The organism is Nonomuraea guangzhouensis, from assembly GCF_019396345.1.
GTDB classification, from domain to species: Bacteria; Actinomycetota; Actinomycetes; order Streptosporangiales; family Streptosporangiaceae; genus Nonomuraea; species Nonomuraea guangzhouensis.
In genome coordinates, this window is record NZ_JAHKRM010000045.1 from 56,266 (window position 1) to 82,431 (window position 26,166).

24 protein-coding genes and 1 pseudogene are annotated in these 26,166 nt (G+C 69.4%); 7 read left to right on the top strand and 18 right to left on the bottom strand.

Annotated elements, in window-relative coordinates; translation table 11 throughout:
* Positions 1 to 51 precede the first annotated feature (51 nt).
* Positions 52 to 909 carry a serine hydrolase gene (locus tag KME78_RS56005; protein ID WP_219538238.1) on the bottom strand — a complete coding sequence of 286 codons (858 nt, stop codon included), beginning with the start codon at positions 907 to 909 and terminating at the stop codon, positions 52 to 54.
* The gene (locus KME78_RS56010; RefSeq protein WP_219538239.1) at positions 906 to 1,823 is read right to left on the bottom strand and encodes a LysR family transcriptional regulator; all 918 of its coding nucleotides are present in this window, start codon (positions 1,821 to 1,823) and stop codon (positions 906 to 908) included. The genes KME78_RS56005 and KME78_RS56010 overlap by 4 nt, the downstream gene beginning before the upstream one ends.
* A gap of 115 nt (positions 1,824 to 1,938) precedes the next feature.
* Here KME78_RS56010 and KME78_RS56015 point away from each other — a divergent pair, with 115 nt between their 5' ends.
* Positions 1,939 to 3,498, top strand: a complete 1,560-nt coding sequence (locus KME78_RS56015; protein WP_219538240.1) for a penicillin-binding transpeptidase domain-containing protein — start codon at positions 1,939 to 1,941, stop codon at positions 3,496 to 3,498.
* A gap of 24 nt (positions 3,499 to 3,522) precedes the next feature.
* Here the strand turns inward: KME78_RS56015 and KME78_RS56020 are convergent, their stop codons facing one another.
* From KME78_RS56020 to KME78_RS56040, 5 genes are all read right to left on the bottom strand, one after another.
* Positions 3,523 to 4,287, bottom strand: a complete 765-nt coding sequence (locus tag KME78_RS56020) for an HAD family hydrolase (protein WP_219538241.1) — start codon at positions 4,285 to 4,287, stop codon at positions 3,523 to 3,525.
* A 30-nt stretch (positions 4,288 to 4,317) separates the two neighbouring features.
* Positions 4,318 to 4,944 carry an HAD family hydrolase gene (locus KME78_RS56025; protein WP_219538242.1) on the bottom strand — a complete coding sequence of 209 codons (627 nt, stop codon included), beginning with the start codon at positions 4,942 to 4,944 and terminating at the stop codon, positions 4,318 to 4,320.
* Between the two features lie 102 nt (positions 4,945 to 5,046).
* Entirely contained in the window at positions 5,047 to 5,505 is a 459-nt protein-coding gene (locus tag KME78_RS65615; RefSeq protein ID WP_219538243.1) for a DUF2690 domain-containing protein, read from the bottom strand.
* 103 nt (positions 5,506 to 5,608) lie between these two features.
* Positions 5,609 to 6,115 carry a DUF6912 family protein gene (locus KME78_RS56035; RefSeq protein WP_219538244.1) on the bottom strand — a complete coding sequence of 169 codons (507 nt, stop codon included), beginning with the start codon at positions 6,113 to 6,115 and terminating at the stop codon, positions 5,609 to 5,611.
* Positions 6,116 to 6,149: 34 nt separating this feature from the next.
* The gene (locus KME78_RS56040) at positions 6,150 to 6,794 is read right to left on the bottom strand and encodes an HAD family hydrolase (RefSeq protein ID WP_219538245.1); all 645 of its coding nucleotides are present in this window, start codon (positions 6,792 to 6,794) and stop codon (positions 6,150 to 6,152) included.
* Between the two features lie 139 nt (positions 6,795 to 6,933).
* Between KME78_RS56040 and atpB the strand changes: the two genes are divergently transcribed.
* Positions 6,934 to 7,725: a F0F1 ATP synthase subunit A gene (gene atpB / locus KME78_RS56045; protein ID WP_219538246.1), complete on the top strand. Its 792-nt coding sequence runs from the start codon at positions 6,934 to 6,936 to the stop codon at positions 7,723 to 7,725.
* On the opposite strand, the gene nagZ is transcribed toward atpB, so the two are convergent.
* The 6 genes and pseudogenes from nagZ to KME78_RS56075 all read right to left on the bottom strand — a co-directional run bounded on the left by nagZ (position 7,722) and on the right by KME78_RS56075 (position 12,921).
* Positions 7,722 to 9,020 carry a beta-N-acetylhexosaminidase gene (nagZ, locus tag KME78_RS56050; RefSeq protein WP_219538247.1) on the bottom strand — a complete coding sequence of 433 codons (1,299 nt, stop codon included), beginning with the start codon at positions 9,018 to 9,020 and terminating at the stop codon, positions 7,722 to 7,724. The two genes, atpB and nagZ, sit on opposite strands and share 4 nt — an antisense overlap.
* Before the next feature lie 120 nt (positions 9,021 to 9,140).
* Positions 9,141 to 10,853, bottom strand: a complete 1,713-nt coding sequence (ptsP, locus tag KME78_RS56055) for a phosphoenolpyruvate--protein phosphotransferase (protein WP_219538248.1) — start codon at positions 10,851 to 10,853, stop codon at positions 9,141 to 9,143.
* Entirely contained in the window at positions 10,850 to 11,110 is a 261-nt protein-coding gene (locus tag KME78_RS56060) for an HPr family phosphocarrier protein (protein ID WP_219538249.1), read from the bottom strand. The genes ptsP and KME78_RS56060 overlap by 4 nt, the downstream gene beginning before the upstream one ends.
* Before the next feature lie 47 nt (positions 11,111 to 11,157).
* Positions 11,158 to 11,604, bottom strand: coding sequence for a PTS sugar transporter subunit IIA (locus KME78_RS56065; protein ID WP_219538250.1), 447 nt, complete (start codon positions 11,602 to 11,604; stop codon positions 11,158 to 11,160).
* Positions 11,605 to 11,615: 11 nt separating this feature from the next.
* Positions 11,616 to 11,855, bottom strand: a pseudogene (locus tag KME78_RS56070) (PTS sugar transporter subunit IIB); the annotation flags it as partial.
* A gap of 31 nt (positions 11,856 to 11,886) precedes the next feature.
* Positions 11,887 to 12,921: an SIS domain-containing protein gene (locus KME78_RS56075; RefSeq protein WP_372455125.1), complete on the bottom strand. Its 1,035-nt coding sequence runs from the start codon at positions 12,919 to 12,921 to the stop codon at positions 11,887 to 11,889.
* Positions 12,922 to 13,037: 116 nt separating this feature from the next.
* Between KME78_RS56075 and KME78_RS56080 the strand changes: the two genes are divergently transcribed.
* The 3 genes from KME78_RS56080 to KME78_RS56090 all read left to right on the top strand — a co-directional run bounded on the left by KME78_RS56080 (position 13,038) and on the right by KME78_RS56090 (position 15,846).
* Positions 13,038 to 13,778 (top strand): GntR family transcriptional regulator, encoded by a 741-nt coding sequence (locus tag KME78_RS56080; protein WP_214633529.1) that lies wholly within the window; start codon positions 13,038 to 13,040, stop codon positions 13,776 to 13,778.
* A gap of 24 nt (positions 13,779 to 13,802) precedes the next feature.
* Positions 13,803 to 15,113 carry a PTS transporter subunit EIIC gene (locus tag KME78_RS56085; RefSeq protein ID WP_308127516.1) on the top strand — a complete coding sequence of 437 codons (1,311 nt, stop codon included), beginning with the start codon at positions 13,803 to 13,805 and terminating at the stop codon, positions 15,111 to 15,113.
* Positions 15,114 to 15,480: 367 nt separating this feature from the next.
* The gene (locus tag KME78_RS56090) at positions 15,481 to 15,846 is read left to right on the top strand and encodes an Rv3235 family protein (protein ID WP_246654610.1); all 366 of its coding nucleotides are present in this window, start codon (positions 15,481 to 15,483) and stop codon (positions 15,844 to 15,846) included.
* Positions 15,847 to 15,908: 62 nt separating this feature from the next.
* On the opposite strand, the gene secA is transcribed toward KME78_RS56090, so the two are convergent.
* On the bottom strand, positions 15,909 to 18,701 hold the full coding sequence (gene secA / locus KME78_RS56095) for a preprotein translocase subunit SecA (protein WP_219538254.1): 2,793 nt from the start codon (positions 18,699 to 18,701) through the stop codon (positions 15,909 to 15,911).
* 223 nt (positions 18,702 to 18,924) lie between these two features.
* Between secA and KME78_RS56100 the strand changes: the two genes are divergently transcribed.
* Entirely contained in the window at positions 18,925 to 19,182 is a 258-nt protein-coding gene (locus KME78_RS56100) for an HGxxPAAW family protein (protein WP_219538255.1), read from the top strand.
* Positions 19,183 to 19,453: 271 nt separating this feature from the next.
* Positions 19,454 to 20,638: a winged helix-turn-helix domain-containing protein gene (locus KME78_RS56105; protein WP_219538256.1), complete on the top strand. Its 1,185-nt coding sequence runs from the start codon at positions 19,454 to 19,456 to the stop codon at positions 20,636 to 20,638.
* Positions 20,639 to 21,261: 623 nt separating this feature from the next.
* On the opposite strand, the gene KME78_RS56110 is transcribed toward KME78_RS56105, so the two are convergent.
* The 4 genes from KME78_RS56110 to KME78_RS56125 all read right to left on the bottom strand — a co-directional run bounded on the left by KME78_RS56110 (position 21,262) and on the right by KME78_RS56125 (position 26,141).
* The gene (locus tag KME78_RS56110) at positions 21,262 to 21,960 is read right to left on the bottom strand and encodes a response regulator (protein ID WP_214633525.1); all 699 of its coding nucleotides are present in this window, start codon (positions 21,958 to 21,960) and stop codon (positions 21,262 to 21,264) included.
* 170 nt (positions 21,961 to 22,130) lie between these two features.
* Positions 22,131 to 22,784 (bottom strand): ribosome hibernation-promoting factor, HPF/YfiA family, encoded by a 654-nt coding sequence (gene hpf / locus KME78_RS56115; RefSeq protein ID WP_219538257.1) that lies wholly within the window; start codon positions 22,782 to 22,784, stop codon positions 22,131 to 22,133.
* A 629-nt stretch (positions 22,785 to 23,413) separates the two neighbouring features.
* A complete protein-coding gene (locus KME78_RS56120; protein WP_246654611.1) occupies positions 23,414 to 24,088 on the bottom strand; it encodes a ComF family protein in 675 nt (224 codons plus the stop codon).
* A 256-nt stretch (positions 24,089 to 24,344) separates the two neighbouring features.
* Positions 24,345 to 26,141, bottom strand: a complete 1,797-nt coding sequence (locus KME78_RS56125; protein ID WP_219538258.1) for an LpqB family beta-propeller domain-containing protein — start codon at positions 26,139 to 26,141, stop codon at positions 24,345 to 24,347.
* Positions 26,142 to 26,166 lie beyond the last annotated feature (25 nt).

Below are 26,166 nucleotides of genomic sequence, written 5' to 3' on the forward strand. Positions count from 1 at the left end.
ATCCTGTCGGCCGGTAGGCGGAAAGTCATACCCAGGACGCCACATAAGTTGCTACCGACGTAGGTGGTCCACCGCCATACGCGCGGCCGTGCCGATCACCGCGTCGGCCCGTGGCTGGTTGAGCGCGGTGCTGATCGAGCGGGTGAAGACCGCCACCGCGTACTGGCCGCCGTCGGGATACTCGACCACGCCGGCCTCGTTGCGGAGCGTCGGGAGCGTCCCGGTCTTGCCGCCGACCTCCACGTCGTCGTACGGGAAGCCGGAGGCCAGCCGGTGCGGCCAGACCTGGAGGTTCAGGACGCCGCGCATCCAGGCGCACGACTCGGGCGAGGCCGCCTCATCCCGCCAGATCAGCCCGAACAGCGCGGCCATCTCGCGCGGCGTGCTGCTGTTGGTCCGTGCCGGGTCGAGCACCCGCAGGCGCTTGATGTCCGCCGGATCGAGGAATGGCCAGCCGTGGCCGCTGTCCTCGGCCATGCTCTCCGTGATCTCCCGGCAGCTCTGCCGCACCCGCGTGCCGTGCAGCCCGAACCCGGCCAGCATCGCGTTGACCGCCTCACGCCCGACCCTGGCCAGGAGCGCGTCGGCGGCGGTGTTGTCGCTCAGCGCGATCATCAGGTAGGCCAGGTCGCGCAGCGAGATCGTGACGTCGTCCAGCATCGCGGACAGGCCCGTGGGCCCGGCCACCCGGTCGGCGGCCCCCACGGTCACCCGGCTCGCCGGATCGACCAGCCCGGCGTCGGCCTGACGGCAGAACTCCACCATCAGCGGCACCTTGAAGATCGAGGCGATCGACACCGGCTCGTCGGAGCCGAGCCCGATCTCCCGGCCCGAGCGCAGGTCGGCCGCGTGCAGCCACCCGGTCGCACCCGCCGAACCGAACAGGGCCGCCAGGTCCGGCTCGTTCATGCCAGCATCCCCGGCCTGCGGCTGATGTGCCGCACGGGCGCCGCCGCCTCGTCCGTCATCCCGGCGCTCTCTTTCAGCGTTCGTACGGCCACCGCCGAGAAACCGGTGACCGCGTCCGTCTCGATCCGCCAGGCCGTGGAGACCCGGGAACTGATCGGCGAGCCTAGCAGCGGGCGCCAGGCGAGCCCAGGCAGGTCCACCCTGGCCCCGAACGCCACCGCCACCCCGGCCAGCACCAGGCCGAGCCCGGCTCCCTGGTGCACCTGTGCGGGCACGTAGCCGTGGTGGCGGCACTCCGCCAGCGTCACCGCGTGCAGCCCCGGCTCCCCCTCCTTGGGCGGCAGCAGCAGCTCACGGCCCGCCAGGTCGGCCAGGTGCAGTTCCCCCGACTGGGCCAGCGGGTCCCCCTCGGCCAGCAGCACGCCGTGCGGCTGCACCAGCACCTGCCCGAAGGTCAGTCCCGGCGCGCTGATCGGGTGGCGCACGATGCCGACGTCGATGGCGCCCTCGGTCAGCGCGGCCACCTGGTCGGCCGTCCAGATCTCCGCGGGCGCGAGCCGTACGTCCGGGTTGCTCGCGCGGAAGCCGGCCACCAGGGCGGCGATCACCGCGGCGGCCAGGTCGGGCGGGACGCCGAGCTTGAGCACCGTGCCCGCGCCGTGGCGGACGAGCTCGCGCAGCCGGTCGGCCCTGGCGACGATCTCGCGGGCCTCGCCGACCAGCAGGTGGCCCGCCTCGGTCAGCCGGACCTGACGGGCGGAGCGGTCGAAGAGCCGCACGCCGAGCTCCTCCTCCAGGCGCTTGATCCGCTGGCTGAGCGGCGGCTGGGCCATGCCGAGCCGGATCGCGGCATTGCCGAAGTGGAGTTCCTCCGCCACCACGGTGAAGTAACGCAGATGCCGGACAAGGTCCATGACCAGCAACTATATCCGACTTTATATCTTTATATCGTCCATATCGGTATTGGACAGCACGCGGCGGGCTCTGGTCTGCTCTGGCGGCATGGGGCCGCAAATGGGGACAAATTTCATGAACCTTCAGCCTGAGACGCCGCGCAGGCGCAGGCGCAGATGGTGGCCGTGGATCACCGCCGCCACGCTGGTGCTCACTCTCACGGCGGCCGGCACGCTCTGGCTGCTGCGGACGAAGGGCACACCCGAGGAGACGGCCGACTCGTACCTGTCCGCCTGGTCCGTCCAGGCCTATGCGCGGATGCGGGAGCTCGTCGCCGACCCGCCCGCCGACTTCGAACGCCGGCACCAGCGCTTCCGCGCCGACCTCCAGCTCACCGGGGCGACCTTCGAGCGCGAGGTGACCTCCCCGGGCGGCACGATCACCTTCCACGCCGGCCTCACCGGCCCGAAGAACTGGAAGTACGACGGCAAGCTCAAGCTCGTGAAGCGCGGCGGCGCGTGGAAGGTCGACTGGACCCCCGCCACCATCAACCCCTCGCTCAAGCAGGGCAGATCCCTGCGGCTGGTCACGGAGAAGGCCGCGACGCCGCCGGTCCTGGCGGCCGACGGCAGCCGCGTCGACACCCCGGACGCGCCCGGCTCGGTGCTGCAGCTCGTGGAAGGGCTCAAGCAGACCTATCCCGAGCGGCTCGCCGACGGACGGTCCCGGCGGATCGACCTGTTCCAGGGCGAGGAGTTCCTCCAGACCGTGGTCAAGCCGGACGAGAAGGAGCCGCTACGCACCACGATCGACCTCAAGGTGCACCGGGCGGGCGCCGCCGCGCTCGACGACGTGCGGAAACCGGCCTCGCTGGTCGCCATCCGGCCGTCGACCGGCGAGATCCTTTCGGTGGTCAACAAGCCGGGCGGGTTCAACCGGGCGCTGCTCGGCAAGTACCCGCCCGGCTCGACGTTCAAGGTCGTGACCGCCTCCGCGCTGGTCGCGGACGGGGCGAAGCCGGACGAGCAGGTCGAATGCCCACCCGAGCAGAACATCGGCGGCTTCCCCTTCCACAACGCCGGCTTCCACGACTACGGCCGGCTCTCCTTCCGCGACGCCTTCGCCCACTCGTGCAACACCACGTTCGGTGCGATGGGGGTGGCGAAGCTCCGGGACGGCCGGCTCGCCGAGGTGGCCGCCGGCTTCGGCTTCGGCTCCGCGATCACGCCGGGTGTGCCGGCGGTGAAGGCCGAGTTCCCCGCGCCCAAGGACGACACCGATCTCGCCTCCGCCTCGATCGGGCAGGGCAGGGTGCTGGCCAGCCCGCTCAACATGGCCTCGGTCGCCGCCGCCATCGCCGACGGCGCCTGGCGGCCGCCCCGCCTGGTCGCCCAGGAGCTGATGCCCGACCGCACGCTCAAGCCGCGCCCGCTGGAGGACGGCGTGGTGCGGGCCCTGCGCGAGCTCATGCCCGCCGTGGTCACCGACGGCACCGCGCAGGCGGTGAAGTTCCCCTCCGGTACGGCGGGCAAGACCGGAACGGCGGAGTACGGCTCCGGCAAGGAGCCGCCCGCGCACTCCTGGTTCATCGGCTACCGGGGGGACCTGGCGTTCGCGGTGATCGTGGAGGGCGGCGGCGCCGGCTCCGCGGTGGCGGCCCCGATCGCGGCCCGCTTCCTCAACGCGCTGACCTGACGACCCGCCTCGGTTCGGCCCGGCTCAGGGGCTGACCGGCTTGCGGCCGGACGGTGCGGTGAGGCCGGCGACCGCGGCCACCACCTCCGAGGCGTTGGACAGGTCGGGCAGCACGAGGTCGGCCCCGGCCTCGCGCAGCTCGCCGGCCATCGACCGGCCGGAGGCCACCCCGATCATCGCCGCCCCGCCGATCTTGGCGGCCTGTACGTCACGCGTCGAGTCCCCGATGACCACGGTGTTGGCCATGGTGAACGGCTCCCCGAAGCGCGTCTTGGCCCGCCCCTGGGCGACCTGGAGCAGCGACGCCTTGGGGTAGACCTCCTCGCCGTAGCCACCGAGCTCGAAGTCGATGTACTTCTCGAGCCCGAACGCCCGGAGCTTGTGCACGGCGTTGCTCTTGATCGTGCCGGTGAGCACCGACTGCACCACGCCGTCGAGTTTGGCGACGGCCTTGAGCGCCTCCTTGGCACCCGCCATCGCGCGCCCCTCGGTGGCCAGGCGCTTGCGCCGGTCGGCGAACGCCATCGCCAGCGCGGACAAGAACCGCGGCAGGGTGTCGTCCTCGGTGACGATGCCGTTGACCGCGAGGGTCTCGAAGACGATCTCGGAGTCGGGCCGACCGCGCGCCGGCGCCAGCTTGAGCATCGGACGCCCGGTCACGGCGCGGAACGCCTCGGCGTAGGCGTCCCTGGTCACTATCGCGACGTCGACCAGTGTGAGGTCGATGTTCCAGAGCACAAGGCGTTTGATGGCGACCTCCTGAAGGGGACCCAGCCAGGGTACGGCCATCCGCCGCACCAGGACGGCCGGCTGAGCGATTCAGGCATAAGTGAGCGCTTGCGCGAGGGTGTCGACGACCGGCAGCCCGGTGGCCTCCAGCTCGGCGCGCGTGGTCATGCCACCGGTGTAGAGGACGGCCCTGGCGCCCACGTGCTTGGCGGCGAGCCCGTCGTCGACGCTGTCGCCGATCACCAGGATCTCGCGGGCCTCGATGTCGATGGCCTCGATGTGGGCGGTCAGGTGCGCGGCCTTCTCACCGCCCGTCAGGCCCACCAGGCCGTCGACCCTGGTGAAGTGCTGGGTGATGCCGAAGGACTCGATCAGCGGCACCAGGTGGGTGTGCGGGGCCATCGAGCAGAGCGACTGGGTGCCCGTCCAGCTGGTCAGTGACAGCTCGGCGTCGGCGGCCAGCCGGCAGGCCACGCTGAGGCGGAAGTAGTGCTCGTGGAAGCCCTCGTCGAGCAGCTCCCACTCGCCCTCGTTGAGCGGGCGGCCGAGCAGCCGCTCGTAGGCGACCCAGATGGGCCGGGTGTAGACCGCGCGGAACTCGTCCGCGGTCAGCGGGGCCAGCGCGTACGGCCTGAAGACCTCGTTGGTGGCTCCGACCACGGCGTCGATGTCGTGGAACAGCGTGCCGTTCCAGTCCCAGATGATGTGCTTTGTCATTTCCCGATCAGTTTACCGGGCGGGTGTGACATCCCGATGAACGGCGAAGCCGCAGCCCGTTGGCCGCGGCTTCACCCGTGACAGCGAGTCGGACCCGCGTGGCTAGCCGCAGGCCTTGGGGGTCGTGCCGGCGCCGTTCTGGCCGCCCCGGCCGGAGCCGAACACGACGCTGGCACTGCCCCAGGCGCACATGTCGTTGCCGTACAGCATGTTGCCCCAGTGACGGCCGCCGTTGCCCTGCTTGAAGGAGAACCGGTCGTACCTGTCGTCCGTGTAGACGCTGATGGTGCCGTGCGCGGACGCGGCCGTCCTGATCTCGATCCAGTTGGTCTTGCACTTGCTCGACCACCAGAGCTGGACCGTGCCGACCCTGCCGTCGACGCGGTTGCTGAGCGACCCGGTCCGCACCACCTGGGCGGCGTTTCCGCAGCCGGTCGTGTAGGGGTCCTTGTGGTCGTAGAAGTAGTGCTTGGGGGCCGCCGCCTGCGCGCTGACGGGAGCGACCGTGAGGAGGGCCGCCGCCGCCGCGCCGACCGCGATGGCCGTTACTCGAAGCTTCACCTGGAACCGACTCCTTGAGCTCGGGATGGGATTCCGTGGGGACCTTAGCGAGAAGCTTCAAGAGATGGTCAAGGCCGGTGATCTATTTAACGTGTTCCTAACGTTACTCTATGAGATCAGGGATCTCCTGCGTGGCGAACCACATGAGCTCATGCGCCTCGGCGCCGTCCACGGTGAAGCGGGCGTCGTCGTCGCCTCCGTCGGCGGCGGGAAGGGCGGCGATCGCGGCCTGGATGTCGGGGACCGCGTAGAGGTCGTCGACGTGGACCGCGGCCACCTTGGCCATCGGCACCGGCTCGGCCACCCGCACTCTGGCCCGTTCTTCCAGGTCGGCGCCGATGGAGAGGGCACTGTCCGGCACCTCGGCGACGACGACCAGGCGGCGGGAGCCCGCCTCGACGCCGTCGGCGTGGTCGGCGGCCAGCATGCGCAGCGAGGCGCGGGCCGCCTCGGTGAGTGCCACGTATTCGAGCTCCTCGGTGTCTCCCGAGGCGTACCACTCGGTCAGCGCGGGGGTCACCGCGTAACCGGTCAGCGGGGCCGGGCCTAGCTCTCCCGCCTCGACCGCTCGGGCCAGGGCGGGGAGCGTGCACGGCAGATAGACGCGCATCACGAACCTTTCACAACATGCAAGGGGGGCTCTATCATGCCCGTCGCAACGGAAGTTGGAGCAGAGACTCGAGTTCCGTGATGGTCGAGTCGGCGTCGCGGTGGTGGATGCCCGCCATCCCGAGCCCCCGCGCGGCCACGATGTTGGCCTCGATGTCGTCGATGAACACGCACGCCTCGCCGGGCAGCCCGACCCGGCCGAGCGCGTGCTCGAAGATGCGCGGCTCGGGCTTGCGCATGCCGACCTCGCCGGAGATCACGATCGCGTCGAAGATCTCGTCCCAGCCGTCCCGTGGATAGACGTTGGACCAGGAGTTGGACAGCAGGCAGGTCTTGATGCCGTTGCGCTTGACGTCGTGCAGCATGTCGTACATCGCGTCGACCCGCTCGAAGCCGGCGAACATCCGCTCCAGCAGCCCCTCGGCCTCGGGCGAGACCCCGTCGACGGTCCGCAGCCGGGCGGCCAGGTCGCGTTCGAACGCGGCCCCGTCCAGCTCCCCGCGCTCCAGCGCGTGCACGACGCTCTCCTGGTCGCCGCCGTAGGCCTGGTCGATCAGCTCGCGCATGACGGCTCGGTAGTGGGCGTCGTCGATGCGATCCGCCGCGATCCACTTGCCGATGGACACGGAGAGACTGGTCGTGAGCACGCCACCCCAGTCGATCAGCACCCCTGTGATCAAGGCCCCTCCTTGGAATCCCGTTCTAGGGTAATTGAGCGTCGCACATCCCCAGGAGACCGACACAAATCCCCGATAAAGGACCGGCAAATTGCCCAGCTATGGTGAGGTTCCATTGAGCTGACCCCCGGAAGGGACCGCCGTGCGTACGACGATCCTGATCACCTCGGATGAGTTCAAAGCTCCAGGGACGGAGCTGTTCGACTTCGACCCGATAGTCCCCGGCGGCCCGGAGTGGCTGACCAAGCCCGTACTGCTCGCCCTGCTCTCCTCGACCCTGATCATCGCCTTATGCTGGGCCGCCTTCGCCAAGCCGAAACTGGTCCCCAGAGGCTGGCAGAACGCCGGCGAGTACGCCTACATGTTCGTCCGCGAACAGGTCGCCAAGCCCAACCTCGGCAAGGACGCCGACAAGTGGATGGGCCTGCTCCTCACCGTCTTCCTGACCGTGCTGGTCTGGAATCTGATGGGCGTCATCCCGTTCATCCAGTTCCCCGTCGCCGCGCACATCGCCTTCCCCTTCGTGCTGGCGGTCAGCGTGTACGTCCTCAAGGTCTACCTGGGCGTCAAGCACCATGGCGTACGCGGCTACCTGAAAGGCGTCGTGTACCTGGACGGCCTGCCCGGCTGGGCCTACGGGATCTACGCCCCGCTGATCCTCGCGGAGACGTTCATCAACTCGCTGTTCACGCACTTCATCCGGCTGTTCGCGAACATGTTCGCCGGCCATCTCCTCCTGGCGTTCTTCAGCTCGGTGGGCTTCTGGTTCCTGTTCGAGCGGCTGACCGTGCTCGGCGTGGGCATCGGCGTCCTCGGCGTGGTGATGACGATATTGATGACCGCGTTCGAGATGTTCATCATGTTCCTGCAGGCGTTCCTGTTCGCCCTGCTCGCCTCGATGTTCATCGCCAGCGGGCTGAAGGGCTCGCACTAACGCGCGACGCGGGCGGCCAGCTTCCGGTGCTCCGCGCTGCGGAGCACCTTGGCCGCCTGCGCGGCCGACGCCACGGGCGCCTTGGGCAGCAGGCCGCGGCTCTGCTTGAGCTTGAGCAGCCGGGTCACCGACTCGTCGAGGCGCTGCTGCGAGATCTTGCCCGACTTCACCGCCGCCAGCACCGCGTTGTACGCCTTGGGCAGGTCGTTCGGCATGAGCAGCAGGTCGGCGCCCGCCTGGATGGCGCGCACGGGGATCTCGGCGTCGTTGTACTTCTTGCGCACCCCTTCCATGTTGAGCGCGTCCGTGGAGATCACGCCCTGGAAGCCGAGCTTGTTCCTGAGCAGCCCGGTCAGGATGGGCTTGGACAGCGTTGCGGGGTCGCGTGACGGGTCGAGCTTGGGGAAGACGATGTGCGCGCTCATCACGGCGTCGACGCCGGCGGCGATCGCGGCCTTGAACGGCGGCGCGTCGATCCGCTCCCACTGCTCCTTCGTGTGCTTGATCACCGGCAGCCCGGTGTGGCTGTCGATGTTGGTGTCGCCGTGGCCGGGGAAGTGCTTGGCGGTGGCGGCGACCTTGGCGTCCCTGAAGCCCTTGACCGACGCGGACACCATCTTGGCCACCTCGCCCGGCTGGTCGCCGAAGGCGCGCTTGCCGATGACCGGGTTCCTCGGGTCGACGTTCACGTCGGCGACCGGGGCGAAGTCCAGGTTGACGCCGACCGCGCGCAGCTCCTGGCCGGTGGCCTTGGCCACGGCCCGGGCGAGCGCGGTGTCCTTGGTCGAGCCCACCTCGGAGGCGCCGGGGAAGTCGGTCATCAACGCGCCCATCCTGGACACCAGGCCGTTCTCCTGGTCGGTGCCGATCAGGAGCGGAACGCCCTTGGACGCCTGCTGCAGCCCGTTGGTCAGATTGACGACCTGGTCGACGCCCTGGATGTTGGCCGGGAAGAGGATCACGCCACCGAGGTGGTATTTGGCGACCACCTTGGCCGGGGTCTGGGCGCCGTATCTCGCCTGGTTCTCGCCTGACACGGTGCCGGGCGCCGTGCCGTACAGGACGGGCATGAACAGCTGGCCGACCTTCTCCTCCACGCTCATCTTCGACACGACCAGCCGCAACTCGTCGCCCTCGCCGGACTGCGAGGCGCTCGGCCGGGTCGGCTGAGTCGTGGCCGGGGTCGCCACCTCGGGCCTCGTCGCCGGAGCGGCGCCCGCCTGAGCGCCACCACCACCGGCGCATGCCGCGAGAGCCATCACCAGGAGCCCGGTCGTACCTGTCCGTCGAAGCATGCCCCCAACGGTATCCATGCCTGCGGGACGCCCGGACCACAAGCCGTCCTTCTGACGGCCGGTCAGCGCTCCTGAACGCAGAGGCGTCCCAGACGCAGAGGTCCCTAGACGAAGAGGTCCCTAGACGCCCAGCGGGACGAGGCCGGGCAGGTGCGAGCGGGCCGCGGCGCGGGCGTGCGCCGCCGTGCTGGCCCCCCGCGCCGCCTGCGCGGCGAGCTGGCACTGGTCCAGCGTGTGCGCGCCCAGCCCGGTCCGTACGGCGGGCAGCGCGGCGGCGCCCATGGACAGCGTGGTCACCCCGAGCCCCACGAACACGCAGGCCATGGCCGGGTCGGCGGCCGACTCCCCGCAGACGCCGCACGGTTTGCCGTTGTCGGCGGCGGCCGTCGCGGTCATGGCGACGAGGTCGAGCAGCGCGGGCTGCCACGGATCCTGCAACGAGCCCAGCGCACCGGACTGCCGGTCGGCGGCGAAGGCGTACTGCGCCAGGTCATTGGTCCCGATCGACACGAAGTCGACCACCGTGACCAGGCTCTCCGCCCGCAGCACCGCCGCCGGGATCTCGATCATCACGCCCGCCTGCGGGAGCCCTCTGGCGTGGCAGGCGTCGGCGAACCACTTGGCCTCCTGGGCCGTGGCGACCATCGGCGCCATCACCTGGAGCTCGGCCGCCGCCGTGCCCGCCCGGACCGCGCCCGCACGGTCCACCGCCGCCGCCACGGACAGCGCTTCCAGCTGGGCGTCCATCACCTTGGGGTACTTCTCGAACAACCGCAGGCCACGCTCGCCGAGTGCCGGGTTCGGCTCGGGCGCGGCCGGCGGCAGGAACGCCAGCGGCTTGTCGGCTCCGGCGTCCAGCGTCCGCACCACCACCCGTCCGCCCGGGAAGGCCGCCAGCGCCGCCCGGTAGACCTGCTCCTGCTCCGCAACGGAGGGCGCATCAGGTCGCCCGAGGAAGAGGAACTCGGTGCGATAGAGCCCGACGCCCTCCGCCCCGGCCGCCAGCGCCCCGTCGAGGTCGTCCGGGCCGCCGATGTTGGCCAGCAGCTGCACCAGGTAGCCGTCGCGGGTCCGGCCGGGGCCGCCGGTCGTCATCCGTTGCCGCCTGGCGTCGTTCGCGCTGACGTGCCGGGCCACGTCGAACTCGGTGGGCTCCAGGCGTACCTCTCCGGTGTTGCCGTCGACCAGCACCCGGGTGCCGGGCGGGATCTCGGTCGCGCCCGGGCAGGCCACGACGGCGGGCACGCCCATCGCCCTGGACAGGATCGCGGTGTGGCTGGTCGGCCCGCCGCCCTCGGTCACGAACGCGGCCACGACGTCCTTCGACAGCAACGCGGTGTCGGCGGGCGCCAGATCGATGGCGATCAGCACGTACGGCTCGCCCGTGCCGCGATCGGGGGGCGGGGCCGGCAGGGGGTGGCCCGTGAGGCGGGCGATCACACGGTCCCTGATGTCGTCCAGGTCGGCGACGCGCTCGCCGAGATACCCGCCCGCACTAGCCAGCATGTCCCGATATTTCGCGAAAGCCTGGTAGACCGCCCGGGGAGCCGCGATCCGCTCGTCGATCAGGGCCTTGACCCCCACCACCAGGCCGGGATCCTCGGCGATCAGCGCCTGGGCCTTGAGGATCTCCTTGGCCTCGCCACCGGCCCGGTTGCCGCGGGCCTCCAGCTCGCCCGCCACCTGCCTGAGCGCGGCCACCGCCCGCTCCCGCTCCGGCTCCGGCGGGCCCTCGTACGTGGAGCCGACGGCAGGTTCGGGTACGGCGCCCGTCAGCACGTACGCGGCACCCAACCCGATCCCCGGGCTGACCCCGGCCCCCCGCAGGTTCATGGGGTCCCGGCGATCGCCGCCAGCTGGTCGAGCACCTCGTCGGCGCCCTCGCCCTCGGCCCTGATCACGATGTCCTCGCCCTGCCGGACGTCCAGCCCCAGGATCTGCAGGATGCTCTTGCCGTTGATCGGCGTGCCCCCCACGCCCTTGCTCACGGTGATGTCCATCGGGGCCTTGACCGCGGTCTGCACGAACGTCGCCGCCGGGCGGGCGTGCAACCCTACTTCCGCCGCCACGGTGACCTTGCGCTCGGCCATGTAGTCCTCCTTGTCCACCGGTCCGGACCACCCGGACGCAGATCGTCCTAATCCCAGAGAAAAAGCTCGTCCCCGGCGTGTACCGACCCACCGGCCATGGCCGTCACCGACCCGGCGCGCGCGTCGAGCGCCACCACCGGGCAGACCGGCGAGCGGCCACCGGCCTCGATCGCGGCCGGGTCCCAGGCCACCACGGGCTGGCCCGCGCACACCCGATCACCCTCGGCCGCGAGAAGCTCGAACCCCTTCCCCTTCAGCTGAACCGTATCGATGCCCAGGTGCACCAGCACGCCCTTGCCGTCGTCCCCCACGATGACATAGGCATGCGGATGCAATTTCATGATTTTTCCTGTTATCGGGGCTACGGCCGTGCCCGGTCCCCGCGCTGGATCTATCGCCGTTCCCGGCCCGACCATGCCCGCGGAGAACACCGGATCGGGCACGGCCGACAGCCCCACGGTCACCCCCTCGACCGGGGCGAGAACAGTCGTCATGATCTCGCCCTCTAGCCGATGATGTCCTCGATGTCGCTGGCGATCGTGTCCGCTTCGGGCCCGACGACGACCTGCACCACGTTGCCCGCGGCCATGACGCCGTGCGCGCCCGCCGCCTTGAGCGCGGCCTGGTCGACCTTGGAGACGTCACGCACCTCTGTCCGTAGCCGGGTGATGCAGGGCTCGATGTCGATGATGTTGCCGGCACCGCCGAGCCCCGCGATGATCGCGCTGGCGTCAGCCGCCATCCGTCCTCCTCGTACGTTACGACCAGGCTAAACGTCAGTCGGTCTGGGTCACCTTGTTGAGCCCGCGCGGCGCGTCGGGATCGATGCCCAGCTTCCGGGCCAGCGCCTCGGTGAGCAACTGCCCCGGCACGATGAGGCCCATGGGCGCGACCCATTCGGGCAGGTCAGGGCCGTTGAGCGCCGCCGTGCCCGCCTGGGCCAGCGCCGGACCGCCGCCGATGGTGAAGGCCGCGGCGCCCGCGGCGACCACGCGCTCGGCGAGCGCCACGGTCCCGGACAGCGTCGGGCTGTTCTCAGCGGCGACCAGCAGGGCGGGGGTGTCGGCGTCGACCACGGCGATCGGGCCGTGCAGCAGGTCGGCGTACGACAGTCCCATGGCGTGCAGGTAGCACGCCTCCTTGAGCTTGAGCGCGGTCTCCAGCGCGGTGGAGAAGGCCAGGCCGCGGGCGGAGACCACGGCTCCGGGCTTGTCGGCCAGGCCCTCGACGACCGCGTCGAGGTCACCCGGCTCGGAGATCAGCTTCTCCACCGCTTCCGGGACCCGCTGCAGGTCGGCCGCGTCCACGTCGGCGCCGAGGCCGAGCGCGAGCACGGCCAGCGCGGCGAGCTGGGTGGTGTAGGTCTTCGTGGCCGGGACGGCCTTCTCCTCGCCGGCCAGCGTGCACAGCGCCAGGTCGGCGGCCTGGGCGAGCGGGCTGTCCGGACCGCCGTTCGTCACGCCGACCGTCTTGGCCCCGCAGTCCTTGGCCCAGGTCAGCGTCTCGACGATCTCCTCGGTCCGGCCCGACTGCGAGATGGCCACGGCCAGCACGCCGTCGAGGTCCAGCTTGCGCTTGTACGTCGTCGCGACGGACGGGGCGGCGAGGGCGGCCAGCCGGCCCGCGTGGGCTTCGACCAGGTAGCGGCCGTAGACTGCGGCATTGTCGGAGGTGCCACGCGCGATGAACAGCAGTTGCCGGGTCTGCTCACCCAGCGCTCTCACCTCGCCGATCCTGGGAAGCAGGGAGTCGAGCGTGGCCCGCAGCGCCTGGGGCTGCTCAGCGATCTCGCTGCGCATCTTGGTGGTCATCATCCCTCAAATCGTTACCGTACAGACTTGACCCTGTTTTACGACATGTGGTCTAGTCCGGACTAGACCAGTACGAACCATAGCCCATCGCCCAGGTCAGATCGAGGGGAGGATCCGTGGCGCACATCGATCCGGACAGCCCGGTGCCCAAGTACTTCCAGCTCCGCGAGATCCTGCTGGATCTCATCGACAGCGACGAGCTGAGCATCGGCGCGGCGATCCCGTCCGAGCGCGAGCTCTGCCAGCGCTTCGGCCTGTCCAGGATGACAGTCCGGCAGGCGGTCGACCACCTGGTGTCCGAGGGCCGTCTGCACCGGGTGCCCGGCAAGGGCACGTTCGTGGCCAGGCCCAAGATCGAGCTCGCGCTGCAGCTCACGTCGTTCACCGACGACATGCGGGCGCGCGGCATGGAGCCGGGCTCGCGCGACCTGGACAGAAGGGTCGTCCGCGCCAGCGCCCACCTGGCCAAGGAGCTGGGCATCCAGCCGGGCGAGGAAGTGCACTTCATCGAGCGGCTGCGGACCGCCGACGGCGAGCCGCTGTCCATCGAGCGGGCGCACATCCCGGTCAAGCTCGCCCCCGACCTGGCTGAGCACGACCTGTCCGGCAGGTCACTCTACGAGCTGCTGGAGAGCCGCTACGGGCTGGTCATGGACGCCGGCGAGCTGACCATCGACGGGGGCATCGCCGATCCGAGCGACGCCGACCTGCTCAAGCTCGCCCGGGGCGGGGCCGTACTACTGTTGCAGCGCAGATCCTTCTCCGGCGGCGTCTGCGCGGAGCTGGGCGTGTCCACCTATCGCGCGGACCGCTACCAGCTGCGCACCATTCTGGAAACGCCCACCAGACGGGGCTGAGGGCCCGATCCGGAGGAACCCCCGGTGAACGAGACCACCGCCGCCAGGCCTTCGCCGTTCTCGCGCGTGATGAACGTACTCCAGCGGCTGGGCCGCTCGCTCATGCTGCCCATCGCCGCCCTGCCCGCGGCCGCGCTGCTGCTCCGCTTCGGCCAGCCCGACATGCTCGGCTCCAACGGCACCGATCCCGGCGGCCTGGCCGACGTGGCCGGCTTCGGCTGGATGAACCAGGTCGCCGAGGTGCTGGCCGCCGCCGGTGCGGCGCTGTTCGAGAACCTGCCGCTGCTGTTCGCGGTGGGGGTGGCGATCGGGTTCGCCCGCAAGTCCGACGGGTCGACCGCGCTCGCCGCGGTGGTGGGCTACCTGGTGTTCGACCGCGTGACCAAGGTGATGTTCTTCGGCTCGGCCATCAGGGAGACGGTCCTGATCAGGGCGGAGCAGCCCCAGGGCATCAAGGAGATCATCAACTACGGCATGCAGAACCCCACCCAGGTGCTCGGCGGCATCATGATCGGGCTGGTCACCGCCGTGCTCTGGCAGCGCTTCCACCGGATCAAGCTGCCGTCCTGGCTGGCCTTCTTCGGCGGGCGCCGGTTCGTCCCCATCATCACCTCGATCGCGGCGCTGCTGCTCGGCGTGCTGATCGGCTGGGTGTGGCCGATACTCGGCGAGTGGATCGGCCACGCGGGCGAGGCCCTGACCACGCTCGGGCCGCTGGGCACCGGCATCTACGGCCTGATCAACCGGCTGCTGATCCCCCTCGGCCTGCACCACTTCGTGAACTCGATCGTCTGGTACGTGGTCCCCCAGTGCGAGGTCGGCGGCCAGGTCCTCGGCGGCGACTGGAACTGCTACTTCGGCGGCGCCCCGCACTCCGGCCAGTTCATGGCCGGGTTCTTCCCGATCATGATGTTCGCGCTGCCGGCCGCCGCGCTGGCCATGTGGCGGGCCGCGCCTCCGCACCGGCGGGCAGCCGTGGGCGGCATCATGCTGTCGGCCGGGCTGGCCTCGTTCGTCACCGGCATCACCGAGCCGATCGAGTTCGCGTTCATCTTCGTGGCGCCGGTGCTGCTGGTCGTACACGCGGTGCTGACCGGTCTGGCGATGGCGCTCACCACACTGATTGGCGGGCAGTTGGGCTTCGGCTTCTCCGCGGGGCTGCTCGACATGCTGCTCAACGCCAGCAAGTCGAACACCCATAATCTGCCGGGAATCCTGCTGCTCGGGGTGATCTATGGCGTGGTCTATTACGTGGTGTTCACTTTTCTCATTCGGAAACTCAACATCCTGACCCCGGGGCGCGAGCCCGAACCTGATGTCGATTCGGGCGAATAACCACTATCTTTTACGGCCGGCCCAGTGGGCCCCACCCGCCATACGTGGCTGAGCTCTGTCCAGGGACACGCTCCTCCGGTGGAGGTGGTCAGGCGCCGTGACGTGCGTGTTCTTGGCCGTGGCCTACCACCCAGGCGGTAACGGAGAATCAGGGTAGGCCGGATCTGTTCTGGACGGTCCGGTGGCAGAGCGCGCAGGACCGAAATATTGCTGGGCACTGCCTGGACCACTCCAGCTTTCGGTGATCTTGTTCGCCAATCACCCCGAATCGGCGGCCCAGGCGAGAAAGTTGGTGGCCGATGTATTCGGGGGCGGGGCCGGAAACTCTATGTATCGATCCCTCTCCCCCTATGACATCGGAGGCCCCATGTCATCTCTTCCGCACGCCGCCGCTCCTGACCCGCTCGTCTGGGGGCCGCCGGGGGCCATCCCCGACGAGCGCAAGCTGAGGTCGCTCGGACAAGCACTGGCCGAGGTGCTCGCGGGGCGGCGGCCGGCCGAGAGTGTCGCCGACCGGCTCACCGAGCGGGCCTACCGTGAGCTCGTCAGGGCGGGGCGGATGATCGACGCGAAACGGCCGCCGTTCGTGGGGAGCCCGCATGTGAAGGAGCCCAAGGACGGCGCGGTCGAGATGTGCCTGCTCGTCCACTGCGGCGAACGCAGCCACGTGCTGGCCGTCCGGCTGGAGCGGCGCGGCGTGCAATGGCTGTGCACGGACTTCGAGACGGCCTGACGCAGCATGCGAAGAGGCCCCGCCGCGTGGCGAGGGCCTCTTTCACAGCGTTGGGCGTGTTGCTACGCCTCGGTGTGCTTGGGGTCGCCGTGGCAGCGCTTGTACTTCTTGCCCGAGCCACAGGGGCAGGGCGCGTTGCGCTCGACGTTGCCGTAGGCGGCGCGCTCGGCCGACGTGCTGCGGACCCGGGTGTGCTCGACCTCGCCCGCCTCGCCCGGCGCGGTGTATTCGAGCTCGGCGGGCCGCTCGGGCCCACGCAGGCCGCGCGCGATGATCGAGCGGGTCTCCGCCATCATCGCGTCCTCTTCCTCGACGATCGGGTTCTCCTGAACCTCGACCTCGATGTTGAACAGGAAGCCGACCGAGTCCTCCTTGATGCCCTCGAGCATCGCGGCGAACATCTCGAAGCCCTCGCGCTGGTACTCGATCTGCGGGTCCTTCTGCGCGTAGGCCCGCATGCCGATGCCCTCGCGCAGGTAGTCCATCTCGTAGAGGTGCTCACGCCACTTGCGGTCGAGGACCGACAGGATGACGCGGCGCTCGAACTCGCGGGTGGCGTCGGCGCCGAGCTCCTCCTCGCGCCTGGCGTAGGCCTCCAGCGCGTCCTTCTTCACCTTCTCGGAGATCAGCTCGGCGGTGAGCTCTTCGCGGCTGCCGGCCTCCTCGACGACGTTGTCGATGGTGAGCGTGACAGGGTAGAGCTCGCTGAACGCCTTCCACAGCTTGTCGAGGTCCCACTCCTCGGCGAACCCCTCGGCCGTGGCCCCGGCGACGTAGCCGTCGATCACCTCGCCGACGAAGCCGCGCACCTGCTCGTGCAGGTCGGCGCCCTCCAGCACGCGGTGGCGCTCGGCGTAGATCACCTTGCGCTGCCGGTTCATGACCTCGTCGTACTTGAGAACTTCCTTGCGGATCTCGAAGTTCTGCTGCTCGACCTGGTGCTGGGCGGAGGCGATGGCCTTGGAGACGATGCCGGACTCGATCGGCTGGTCGTCGGGGATGTTGAGCCTCGTCATGATCATCTCGACCCGGGCCGAGTTGAACAGGCGCATGAGGTCGTCACCCAGCGAGAGGTAGAAGCGCGACTCGCCCGGGTCACCCTGACGGCCGGAGCGGCCGCGCAGCTGGTTGTCGATGCGGCGCGACTCGTGGCGCTCGGTGCCGAGGACGTAGAGGCCGCCGAGCAGGGTGACCTCGTCGTGCTCGGCCTTGACGGCCGCCTTGGCCTTCTCCAGCGCCTCGGGCCACGCCTTCTCGTATTCTTCGGGCGTTTCGAGCGGGTCGAGGCCGCGCTGACGCAGCTCCAGGTCCGCGCGGAACTCGGAGTTGCCGCCGAGCATGATGTCGGTGCCTCGACCGGCCATGTTGGTGGCCACGGTGACGGCGCCCTTACGGCCGGCCTCCGCGACGATCGCGGCCTCGCGCGCGTGGTTCTTCGCGTTGAGCACCTCGTGCTGAACGCCACGGCGCTTGAGCGCCTTCGATAGCCGCTCGGACTTCTCGACCGAGGTGGTGCCGACGAGCACCGGCTGGCCGGTGTCGTAGCGCTCCTTGATGTCCTCGACGACCGCCGCGAACTTGGCGTCCTCGGTCTTGTAGACGACGTCGGCCTGGTCCTTGCGGATCATCGGACGGTTTGTGGGGATCGGGACCACGCCGAGCTTGTACGTCTGGTGGAACTCGTTCGCCTCGGTGACGGCCGTGCCGGTCATGCCGGACAGCTTCTTGTAGAGGCGGAAGTAGTTCTGCAGGGTGACCGTGGCGAGAGTCTGGTTCTCGTCCTTGATCTTCACACCCTCTTTGGCCTCGATGGCCTGGTGCATGCCCTCGTTGTAGCGACGGCCGTGCAGGATGCGACCGGTGAACTCGTCGACGATCAGCACCTCGCCGTCGGAGACGATGTAGTCCTTGTCCTTCTTGAACAGGTCCTTGGCCTTCAGGGCGTTGTTCAGGAAGCCGACCAGGTGGGTGTGCTCGGCCTTGTAGAGGTTGTCGATGCCGAGCCAGTCCTCGACCTTGGCGACACCGGACTCCAGGACGCCGACCGTGCGCTTCTTCTCGTCGACGATGTAGTCGCCGGTGCTCTCCTCGTCGGGCGACTTGGCCTCGACGCCCCTGCGCAGGCGGGGCACGATCTTGGCGAACTCGGTGTACCACTTACCCGACTGCTCTCCCGGACCGGAGATGATCAGCGGGGTGCGGGCCTCGTCGATGAGGATGGAGTCGACCTCGTCGACGATCGCGAAGTGGTGGCCGCGCTGCACGCACTCGTCCAGCGACCACGCCATGTTGTCGCGCAGGTAGTCGAAGCCGAACTCGTTGTTGGTGCCGTAGGTGATGTCCGCCTCGTACTGCTTGCGCCGCTCCTCGGGGGCCTGCCCGGCCAGGATCATGCCGACTTCCAGGCCGAGGAAGCGGTAGACGCGGCCCATGTGCTCGGCGCCGACCTTGACCAGGTAGTCGTTGACCGTGATGACGTGCACGCCGTTGCCGGCGAGCGCGTTGAGGTAGGCGGGGAGAGTGCAGGTGAGGGTCTTGCCCTCACCGGTCTTCATCTCCGAGATGTTGCCCATGTGAAGGCTCGCGCCGCCCATGATCTGCACGTCGAAGTGACGCTGGCCGAGCACGCGGCGGGCCGCCTCGCGCACGGTCGCGAACGCCTCGGGAAGCAGATCGTCGAGGGTTTCGCCCGCATCGAGCCGCTGCTTGAATTCGTCCGTCAGGGCGCGCAACTCCGCGTCGGACAGGCTCGTGAAGTCGTCCTCGATGGAGTTGACCTGATCGGCGATCCGCTTGAGCTTGCGCAGGGTCTTGCCTTCGCCGGCGCGTAGGATCTTGTCGAGAATGGCTGCCACTTTATGTAAAGCTCCTCGCAGGTCTACCCCGGCGGCGCCGCCAGGAGGAGAGGCTGAGACAAACTTCCCCGTTGCCATCGTAGGCGGTTCCGCAACCAGACACAGCCACCGCGACGACGAGAGCGTCGGGCACGTCTGGGAGAATGGGGGTAGGCAGAGCGTATGCCGGTAAGACGCCGGTTCGCACCATTAGCGGGATATCCGGTAAAGGGAAGGATTTGTGATGGTTGAGGGGCACAAGTCGGAGCACGCGAATCTCGGCAGCCACGGCGGCCGCGCGTCCTCATGGCTCGCGGTGACCGTGATGCTGCTCGGCACCGTCGTCGCCGGCTATGGGATGACCGCCGCCAACTGGACGCTCATCTGGATCGGGGGCGGAGTGTTCGTCATCGGCGGAATCCTCGCCCTCGTCTTCGACATCTTCACCGACGTCGTGATCGACGCCCCCCGGGCCGGGCTGCGCGCGGAAGACCACCGCTGAACCCCCGCTGAACCTCCCCGCCCCTCCGCTGTACTCCACCGCACCTCCGCTGACGGATGCGGGAGGCCACCGCTCACCCCCGGGGACGAAACGGGCGGCCACCGCCAAACCACCGCATCCATGGACGGACGCGGAGGGTCGCCGCCGCCCAACCTCCGCGGCAGAGGCGAGAGAGGCCCGCCGCCGATGCGTGCGTCTCGCGGCGGGCCGCCGTTTCTGTCGGTGCCCGCCGCTAGCATCGCGGCATGCCTAGCCGTACCAATGTGCTGATATGACGGATCTGACGGCCGACGAGGCGCGGCGGATCATCCTGCGGGCCCAGGGCCTGCTCGGCGGCGCGGACGCCCGCCGAGGCGGCGTGCACGGCATGCTCCGCAGGCTCGGCGCGATCCAGCTCGACACGATCTCCGTCCTGGCCCGCTCCCACGAGCTCGTCGCCTACGCGCGCCTGGGCGCGGTGGGCAGGCCCAAGGTTGAGCGCGCCTATTGGCACAATCCCGCCCAGAGCTTCGAATACTGGTGCCACGCCGCCTGCATCCTGCCGATCGAGCACTGGCCCCTCTACGCCTTCAGGCGGCGCGCCTACCGCGACCGCCGCTACCGCTGGCACGAGGTGCCCGACCACGTCGACAAGCTGCGGGATCAGGTACGCGACTCGGGCCCCCTCACCACCTCGGACGTCGGCGGCGCCAAGAACGGCGGCCCCTGGTGGGACTGGTCCGACTCGAAGATCGGCCTGGAGTGGCTGCTGGACATCGGCGAGATCGTCTGCAGCCGCCGCGTCGGCTGGCGCAGGGTCTACGACCTGTCCGAGCGCGTGGTCCCCGCCGAACTCCTGGCCGAGGACCTCTCCGACGAGGAGTGCATCGTACGGCTGGCGGCCATCGCCGGCGCCTCCCTGGGCGTGGCGACCAGGGGCGACCTGATCGACTTCCTGCGGCTCAAGGGGAGGTTCGCCGCGATCCTCGACGAGGTGCTGCTCAGCGGGGCCACCGGGCTGGCGCCCGTACACGTGACCGGCTGGCCCTCGACCAGGGGGCAGACCAACGCGTGGGCCGATCCGGCGGGCCTCGCGTCGGCGCCGCGCGGACGGCACCGCACGACGCTGGTGTCGCCGTTCGACTCGCTCATCTGGCATCGCGGCCGGACCGAGCGGGTCTTCGGCTTCAACTACCAGCTCGAGCTCTATGTGCCCAAGCACAAGCGGGTGCACGGCTACTTCACGATGCCGGTGCTGGCCGGCGGCCGGCTGATCGGCCGCGTGGACCCGGCCCGCGAGGGCACCACCCTGGTGGCCAGGCAACTCAGCCTGGAGCCTGGCCTCACCGGCGCCAAGTGGGCCGACGCCCTGCGCGACGCCTTGTGGTCGGCCGCCGAGTGGGTGGGCTGCGACGCCGTACGAGTGGAACGCGCCGACCCCACCCTCATAGCCCACCTGGAAGCGCCCGCCGACTGATCACGCCCCTCGTGGCCTACTTGACGGCGAGCACCACTTCTGTCCCCCACCAGGGGACGGGCATCGCCTGACCACCGCACTCGTCGCCTACCCAGCGGCGAGTGCGACCAGAACGCCACCCTGCGCTCCCGTTCGAGGCAGCCATGGGATGATCGCCACCCTCGTCGCCGGTCTGGCGGGGAGTGCCATCAGAACGCCGCTCCTGGCATCCGCAGGGCACGAGGACCGCTGACCGCTACCCCTGCACCCGTTCGGGACAGACACCCGGTGATCGCCACCCCTCCACTACCCGCCCGGGGCGCACCAGGTTACGCCAGGCGCGGGCGGCGGCCTGCGCGCGCCGACCAGGGCGGCTCAGCTGCGCCCGGCGGCCCGCCCAGGGGGCTGGAAGCGGGCGTTGCGCGAGAGGCGCCCTCATCGCCGGTCCGGCGGCAGACGCCAGCGGCTGGCGCGTCGCACCCGTCTGGGCGGACGCCAGCGGATCGCTGCTCTCATCGCTCAACTGGCGGCAAAGCGGACTGTCGCCCAACCCCCGCCCGAGGCGCGCATCGGATGATCGCCCTCCGACACACCCGGCCTGAGGGCCGGGGTGGTCACGTCCGTCGCCGCCTCGGCGGCGGACGTCAGGTGATTTCCAGCATGCGTTCGCGCACCGCGTAGACCACGGCCTCCATGCGTGAGTGGAGTTGCAGCTTGTCGAGGATGTTGCGGACGTGGTTCTTCACCGTGTTCTCGGAGATGAAGAGCTGCTTGGCGATCTCGCGGTTGTTCATCCCCTTGGCCACCAGGCGCAGCACCTCCATCTCGCGCTCGGTCAGCCGGGGCACGGGAAGCTGCGGTGGGCGTTCGCTCTCTTTCTTGCTCATGTTCGCGAACTCGTTGATGAGTTTGGCGGCCATGGCCGGATTGATGAGCGACTGGCCTTCGTGCACTCCGCGCACGGCGGCGGGGACGTCGTTGATCTGCACGTCCTTGAGCAGATAGCCGGTCGCGCCCGCCTTGATGGCCTCGAAGAGGTCTTCTTCCTCGTCGCTGACCGTCAGCATGATGATGCGGGTGCTCGGCACGGAGGCCTTGATACCCTTCGCCGCCTCGATGCCGTCCTGTCGCGGCATGCGCACGTCCATGAGCACCACGTCGGGCATGAGGCGGTCGGCCATTTCGACCGCCTCGTGCCCGTCGCTGGCTTCACCGACCACCTCGATGTCCGGCTCGGCGGCCAGCGCCAGAGCCAGGCTCCGCCTGATCAACTCGTGATCGTCCACGATCAGGACGCGGATCGGCTCGCCTCCTGACGCGCGGGCCTCGCCAGACTCCGTCACCAGGCCTCCTCGATCAGCCTCGCGACTGCCTTCTCCGCGGTTCGCTCGCTCATCACCTGACTGAGCTCGCTCACGTCTCCTCCTCGTCGGGGGGCCAGAGCCGTTGGACCGCCAATGATGGCACGTCTAACGCGGTCCTAGGGTGGTCGAGAAGATCTTTTAGCGCACTGTCACGGCTCTACGAGCCGCAGCACGCCGTAGTTATAGCCGCGCCGGTTGTAAACGACACACGGCTGGCCGCTCTCCTTGTCACGGAACAGGTAGAAGTCGTGGCCGACCAGCTCCATCTCAAGGAGAGCCTGGTCGATGGTCATTGGTTCCGCTTTGTGGTGTTTCTCCCGTACGATGAGCGGCCCGTCGCCCTCCATCTCGATCGGGACGATGTCGTCGTACTGCTTGTCATCGGGTAGCTGATCTTCTTCGAACTCCGGAACGACCTCGACCTCGCGGGGTGCCAGGTCGGCGACTTCGGGGAGCGTCGCGGTGAGCTCCGCGACGGAGGGCGGGCAGTGGTTGCCGTGATGCACTTTGCGCCGGTCGGAGAGCCGCCTGAGGCGTCCTTCCAGTTTGTCCAGCGCCATGTCTAGGGCGGCGAATCGATCGTCGGCGGAAGCCTCCGCACGGATGGCGGGTCCTCGAGAGTGAATGGTCAGCTCGACGCGCTCTCGCTGGTTGGCGATGCGCGGATTGCGCTCCTTCGACACCTCCACATCGACTCGAATGAGCTTGTTGTCCAGACGCTCGATCCTGGCCAGCTTGGTCGTCACCTGGTCTCGGAACCGATCACTCACTCCTGTGTGCCGGCCCTTGACGATGATGTCCATGCAACAGCCCCCCTTCGTCTAACGACTGAGAAAGAGCGCCCGACGACGTTCTTGCCGGGCGGGGTCTTCCGTCTGCCTCTCTGCTGTCACCGTTACCCTCTTCCGACGTTCCGTCACCGGGATCTCGGGTGGCACCCGCCCGGCCGACCTGGTCTTCGACCCCACATCCGCCTGCTGAGGATTTCGCGGCTCTGATGCCACTACTGCCCTTCTCTTCTGGCGGGGGACATCTGGACCCCCGGGAAGGCAGGACTTACCCCTAAGCCGCACCGTGATCGGTCGACAAAGAGTCGCCTTACGTGGACCGTTTTGCCTGCGGCTGGCATCGGCTAGCAGAGCCGGGGACCCCGACTCTGCGCAACCACGGACCCGAACGGGTGCCATGTCAGAACGCTATCCGCATCGCGACCGAATGTCAGCCTAGGGATCGGGCAAACGATCACTTTCTGTGATTTTTCACCAGTGTGACGGGCGTGATGCGTGCCCTTTTCTGCGTACGGCCGCCCATATATCCGGGCCACCGTGGAGTGTTGAGCTGCCCCGCCGCCGCTCGGTGGGCAGTGACATGTGGCCTCCAGGTCAGGGCCGACGAATAGATCTTTCTTTACCCAGGGTGACCGTAATGGATTTCAAGATCTTCGGCGTGTCGCGGCGACGGTGACTGCTAGGAGGACTTCGACGCCGTTCGCCCGGAGTGTCCTGGCCGCCTCGGCCAGGGTGGAGCCCGTCGTCACAATGTCGTCCACGAGCAGCGCAGAGGCCGCTGGGCGGGCCTTCCCGGCTGGGGTGACCTGATGGGAGGCGGCGAGGTTGGCGGCCCGCTGCGTGGCGTTCAGGCCCGCCTGGTCGCCTATCTGGCGCGCCTGCCCGAGCGCCGGCCACAGCTCCGCCCGGCGACCGAACGCCGCCATCTCCCGTACGGCCAGCGCGGCCAGCCTGCCGACCGGGTCGTGTCCTCTCGACCGGCGGGCGCGGGCGGCGCTGGGGATGGGGACGACGGCCACCGGCGCGGCGGGCCGGGACGCCAGGGCGTGGCAGGCGGTGAAGGCCAGGGCCGTCGCCAGTGGACGGGCCAGCGTGGTCTGGCCGCGCTCCTTGTAGGCGACGATCGCCGCACGCACGGCCCCCGCGTAGTCGGCGGCCGACCAGCACTCGGGGAGCCCGGCCGGGACCGGTCTCGGCATCCGGCGGGCCGGGACGGGGGCCAGGCAGCTCCCGCACAGGCGCGGGCCGCCGGCGGCACAGCCCAGGCAGTGCTGCGGCAGGATCAGATCGGCGAGCGCGGCGAACACGGCGACCAGCATGCCCGGCGCCCCCGACAGTTTCGGCGCCGCGAGATCGCAGGTGAGGCGGGCCGCACGTGAGCCGGACCGCGCGGGCCAGGACCGCGAAACAGGACCGCGCGAGCCAGGACCGCGCGAGCCAGGACCGCGCGAGCCGGGACCGCGCGAGCCGGGACCGCGAAACAGGACCGCGAAACAGGACCGCGCCGAGCAACGCCGCGCGACACACGGCCGCGCCACACAGGGCCGTCGACGATTCCCGCAGACAGGCGGCGGATCAGCCCAGGGGGAAGATCGGGGTGTCGGCGTCGGTGGCGATCTTGGCGGTCCAGTTCTGCTTGTCCAGGTTGGATTCCAGGATCTCGTTCTTGTGCAAGGTCCCCGCCAGGATCCGCTCACCCTGCGCGGCCAGCGTGTGCAGCCGCTTGTCCGACGGCAGCTTGGTGACCGTGCCGTCGCCCACGTTGATCTCCTTGACCACCGACCCGGCGTTGCTAGACGAGAGCACCACCAGGTGCTCGCCGTCACGCCAGGCCAGGTCCATGATGTTCTCGTCGTTCACCGTGCTCAATGTCTGGAAATTTCCGAGCATGGTGGAGGCGCCCTCTCCCGTGATGGCGCCGACGCGGATCTCGTGCTTGCCGATCGTGACCGCCACCCGCACGCCGTCCCTGGCGATCCGCAGACGCGTGACGTCGAACCCGTCGAGGCTCGGCGCGGCGATGCGCTCCGGCCCGCGCCCCGCGCTCGGGTTGCACCGGAGCACGGCCTTGTTGCGGCGGTCGTACGTCCACAGGGTGCCGTCCCTGTGCCAGGAGGGCGCCGTGAGGTCGGCGCTCGCCCCCTGGATCCACTGCTGCCAGTGGCCGTCCGCGGCGGCCCTGGTGACCCAGATGCCACCCGCCTTCGACTTGGCCGCGATGAGGTCGGCGCCCTGACCGGTGGCGTAGCCGCCGGTGATCACGGCGAAGTCGGAGTACGGGCCGTTCGGCTGACCGGCTGGTCCGGCCACGACCCTGCCGGGCCCGTCGTGGCCCACCGAATAGACGGCGCCTTTGCTGTTGGTGTAGTAGACGACGTTGGAGGCGGAACCAAGCCAGTCGTCGGGCAGTTTGGGCTCGATCGTCAGCGTGTCCGAGGAGTAGAACGGCTCGCCGTCGAGCTGCACCTCGATCGACCGGCCGTTGGCCACGTTGTTGCTGGTGAGGCTCCATCTGAGCTGGGCCTGGAGCCCCCTGCTGAAGATGCCGTCCGCGTCGATGGGACCGCTGAGGTTGATCAGCACGCGGTCGTCGAGCGCGCGTACGGACTCCACCCGCGTGCCGTGCGGGAAGACGTTCTCCACGGCGCCCTGCAGCGCTTTGCTCGGGCCCTTGAGCAGGCGTTCGATGATGGTCTTGGCGAAGCTCTCGGTGGGCTTGAGCCGCAGGCGTACCCGGTCGACGACCAGCATGTCCGCGTTGGCGCCGCCGCTGCCGGGCACGCCGTTCAGGTAGTACAGGTTCGTCGGCCGGTACGCGCGAGCGACGTCCGCCTCCGTGAGCACGAGGCCCCCGACCAGCGAATTGACCCGATATTCGCCTGTCTTGTCCTTGACCAGGGTGAACTTCCTGTCCACGCCCGCGGACACGGGCACGTAGGTGTCGTCGTCCTCGATCCGGGCCACCTGGGTGCCCGAGATGACGACGGTGACCTCCTTGTCGCCGATCTTCCCTGATTCATCGTATTTCGCCCCGTTGTCGAGCACTGTCACCGGACCGCCGGGCTTCCAGGCCTGCCGTGCCTCGTCCGTCAGGTATTTCGGCAGGATCTCCGGGTCGTCGGCGTAAGCGGCCATGGCGGCCTGCAAGCCCTCCACCACCTGCTGCGGTGACCAGCCGGGCTGCGGCTCGATGGCGACCATGCGCTGGAACGGCTTGCTCATCGGGTCGTTGTCACCGGCCTCGCCGACCGCGAACGGTCCGCCCACGGGGATCACCGCGCAGGCCGAGCTCCAGGCGAGCGTCGCAATGACGACGCCGACGGCGCCGAGCCGCCTGAGCCGTGCGCGGAGCGGCCTACTGGTCCTCGCCATAACCGGTCTAGTCCTCGCCATAACC

Bases quoted from the DNA above. Each gene is read 5' to 3' on its own strand.
- KME78_RS56120 (WP_246654611.1), bottom strand. From the start codon at position 24,088: ATGCTGGTCGCCGTGTTCGCCGCGCTCGCCGATCTGATCCTGCCGCAG.
- KME78_RS56075 (WP_372455125.1), bottom strand. From the start codon at position 12,921: ATGACCACCAAGATGCGCAGCGAGATCGCTGAGCAGCCCCAGGCGCTG.
- KME78_RS56105 (WP_219538256.1), top strand. From the start codon at position 19,454: ATGACGGATCTGACGGCCGACGAGGCGCGGCGGATCATCCTGCGGGCC.
- KME78_RS56090 (WP_246654610.1), top strand. From the start codon at position 15,481: ATGTCATCTCTTCCGCACGCCGCCGCTCCTGACCCGCTCGTCTGGGGG.
- hpf (WP_219538257.1), bottom strand. From the start codon at position 22,784: ATGGACATCATCGTCAAGGGCCGGCACACAGGAGTGAGTGATCGGTTC.
- KME78_RS56035 (WP_219538244.1), bottom strand. From the start codon at position 6,115: ATGCGCGTCTATCTGCCGTGCACGCTCCCCGCCCTGGCCCGAGCGGTC.
- KME78_RS56015 (WP_219538240.1), top strand. From the start codon at position 1,939: ATGAACCTTCAGCCTGAGACGCCGCGCAGGCGCAGGCGCAGATGGTGG.
- KME78_RS56025 (WP_219538242.1), bottom strand. From the start codon at position 4,944: ATGACAAAGCACATCATCTGGGACTGGAACGGCACGCTGTTCCACGAC.
- nagZ (WP_219538247.1), bottom strand. From the start codon at position 9,020: ATGCTTCGACGGACAGGTACGACCGGGCTCCTGGTGATGGCTCTCGCG.
- KME78_RS56065 (WP_219538250.1), bottom strand. From the start codon at position 11,604: ATGACGACTGTTCTCGCCCCGGTCGAGGGGGTGACCGTGGGGCTGTCG.
- ptsP (WP_219538248.1), bottom strand. From the start codon at position 10,853: ATGAACCTGCGGGGGGCCGGGGTCAGCCCGGGGATCGGGTTGGGTGCC.
- KME78_RS56005 (WP_219538238.1), bottom strand. From the start codon at position 909: ATGAACGAGCCGGACCTGGCGGCCCTGTTCGGTTCGGCGGGTGCGACC.
- KME78_RS56020 (WP_219538241.1), bottom strand. From the start codon at position 4,287: ATGGCCGTACCCTGGCTGGGTCCCCTTCAGGAGGTCGCCATCAAACGC.
- KME78_RS56125 (WP_219538258.1), bottom strand. From the start codon at position 26,141: ATGGCGAGGACCAGTAGGCCGCTCCGCGCACGGCTCAGGCGGCTCGGC.
- KME78_RS56010 (WP_219538239.1), bottom strand. From the start codon at position 1,823: ATGGACCTTGTCCGGCATCTGCGTTACTTCACCGTGGTGGCGGAGGAA.
- KME78_RS56060 (WP_219538249.1), bottom strand. From the start codon at position 11,110: ATGGCCGAGCGCAAGGTCACCGTGGCGGCGGAAGTAGGGTTGCACGCC.
- KME78_RS56100 (WP_219538255.1), top strand. From the start codon at position 18,925: ATGGTTGAGGGGCACAAGTCGGAGCACGCGAATCTCGGCAGCCACGGC.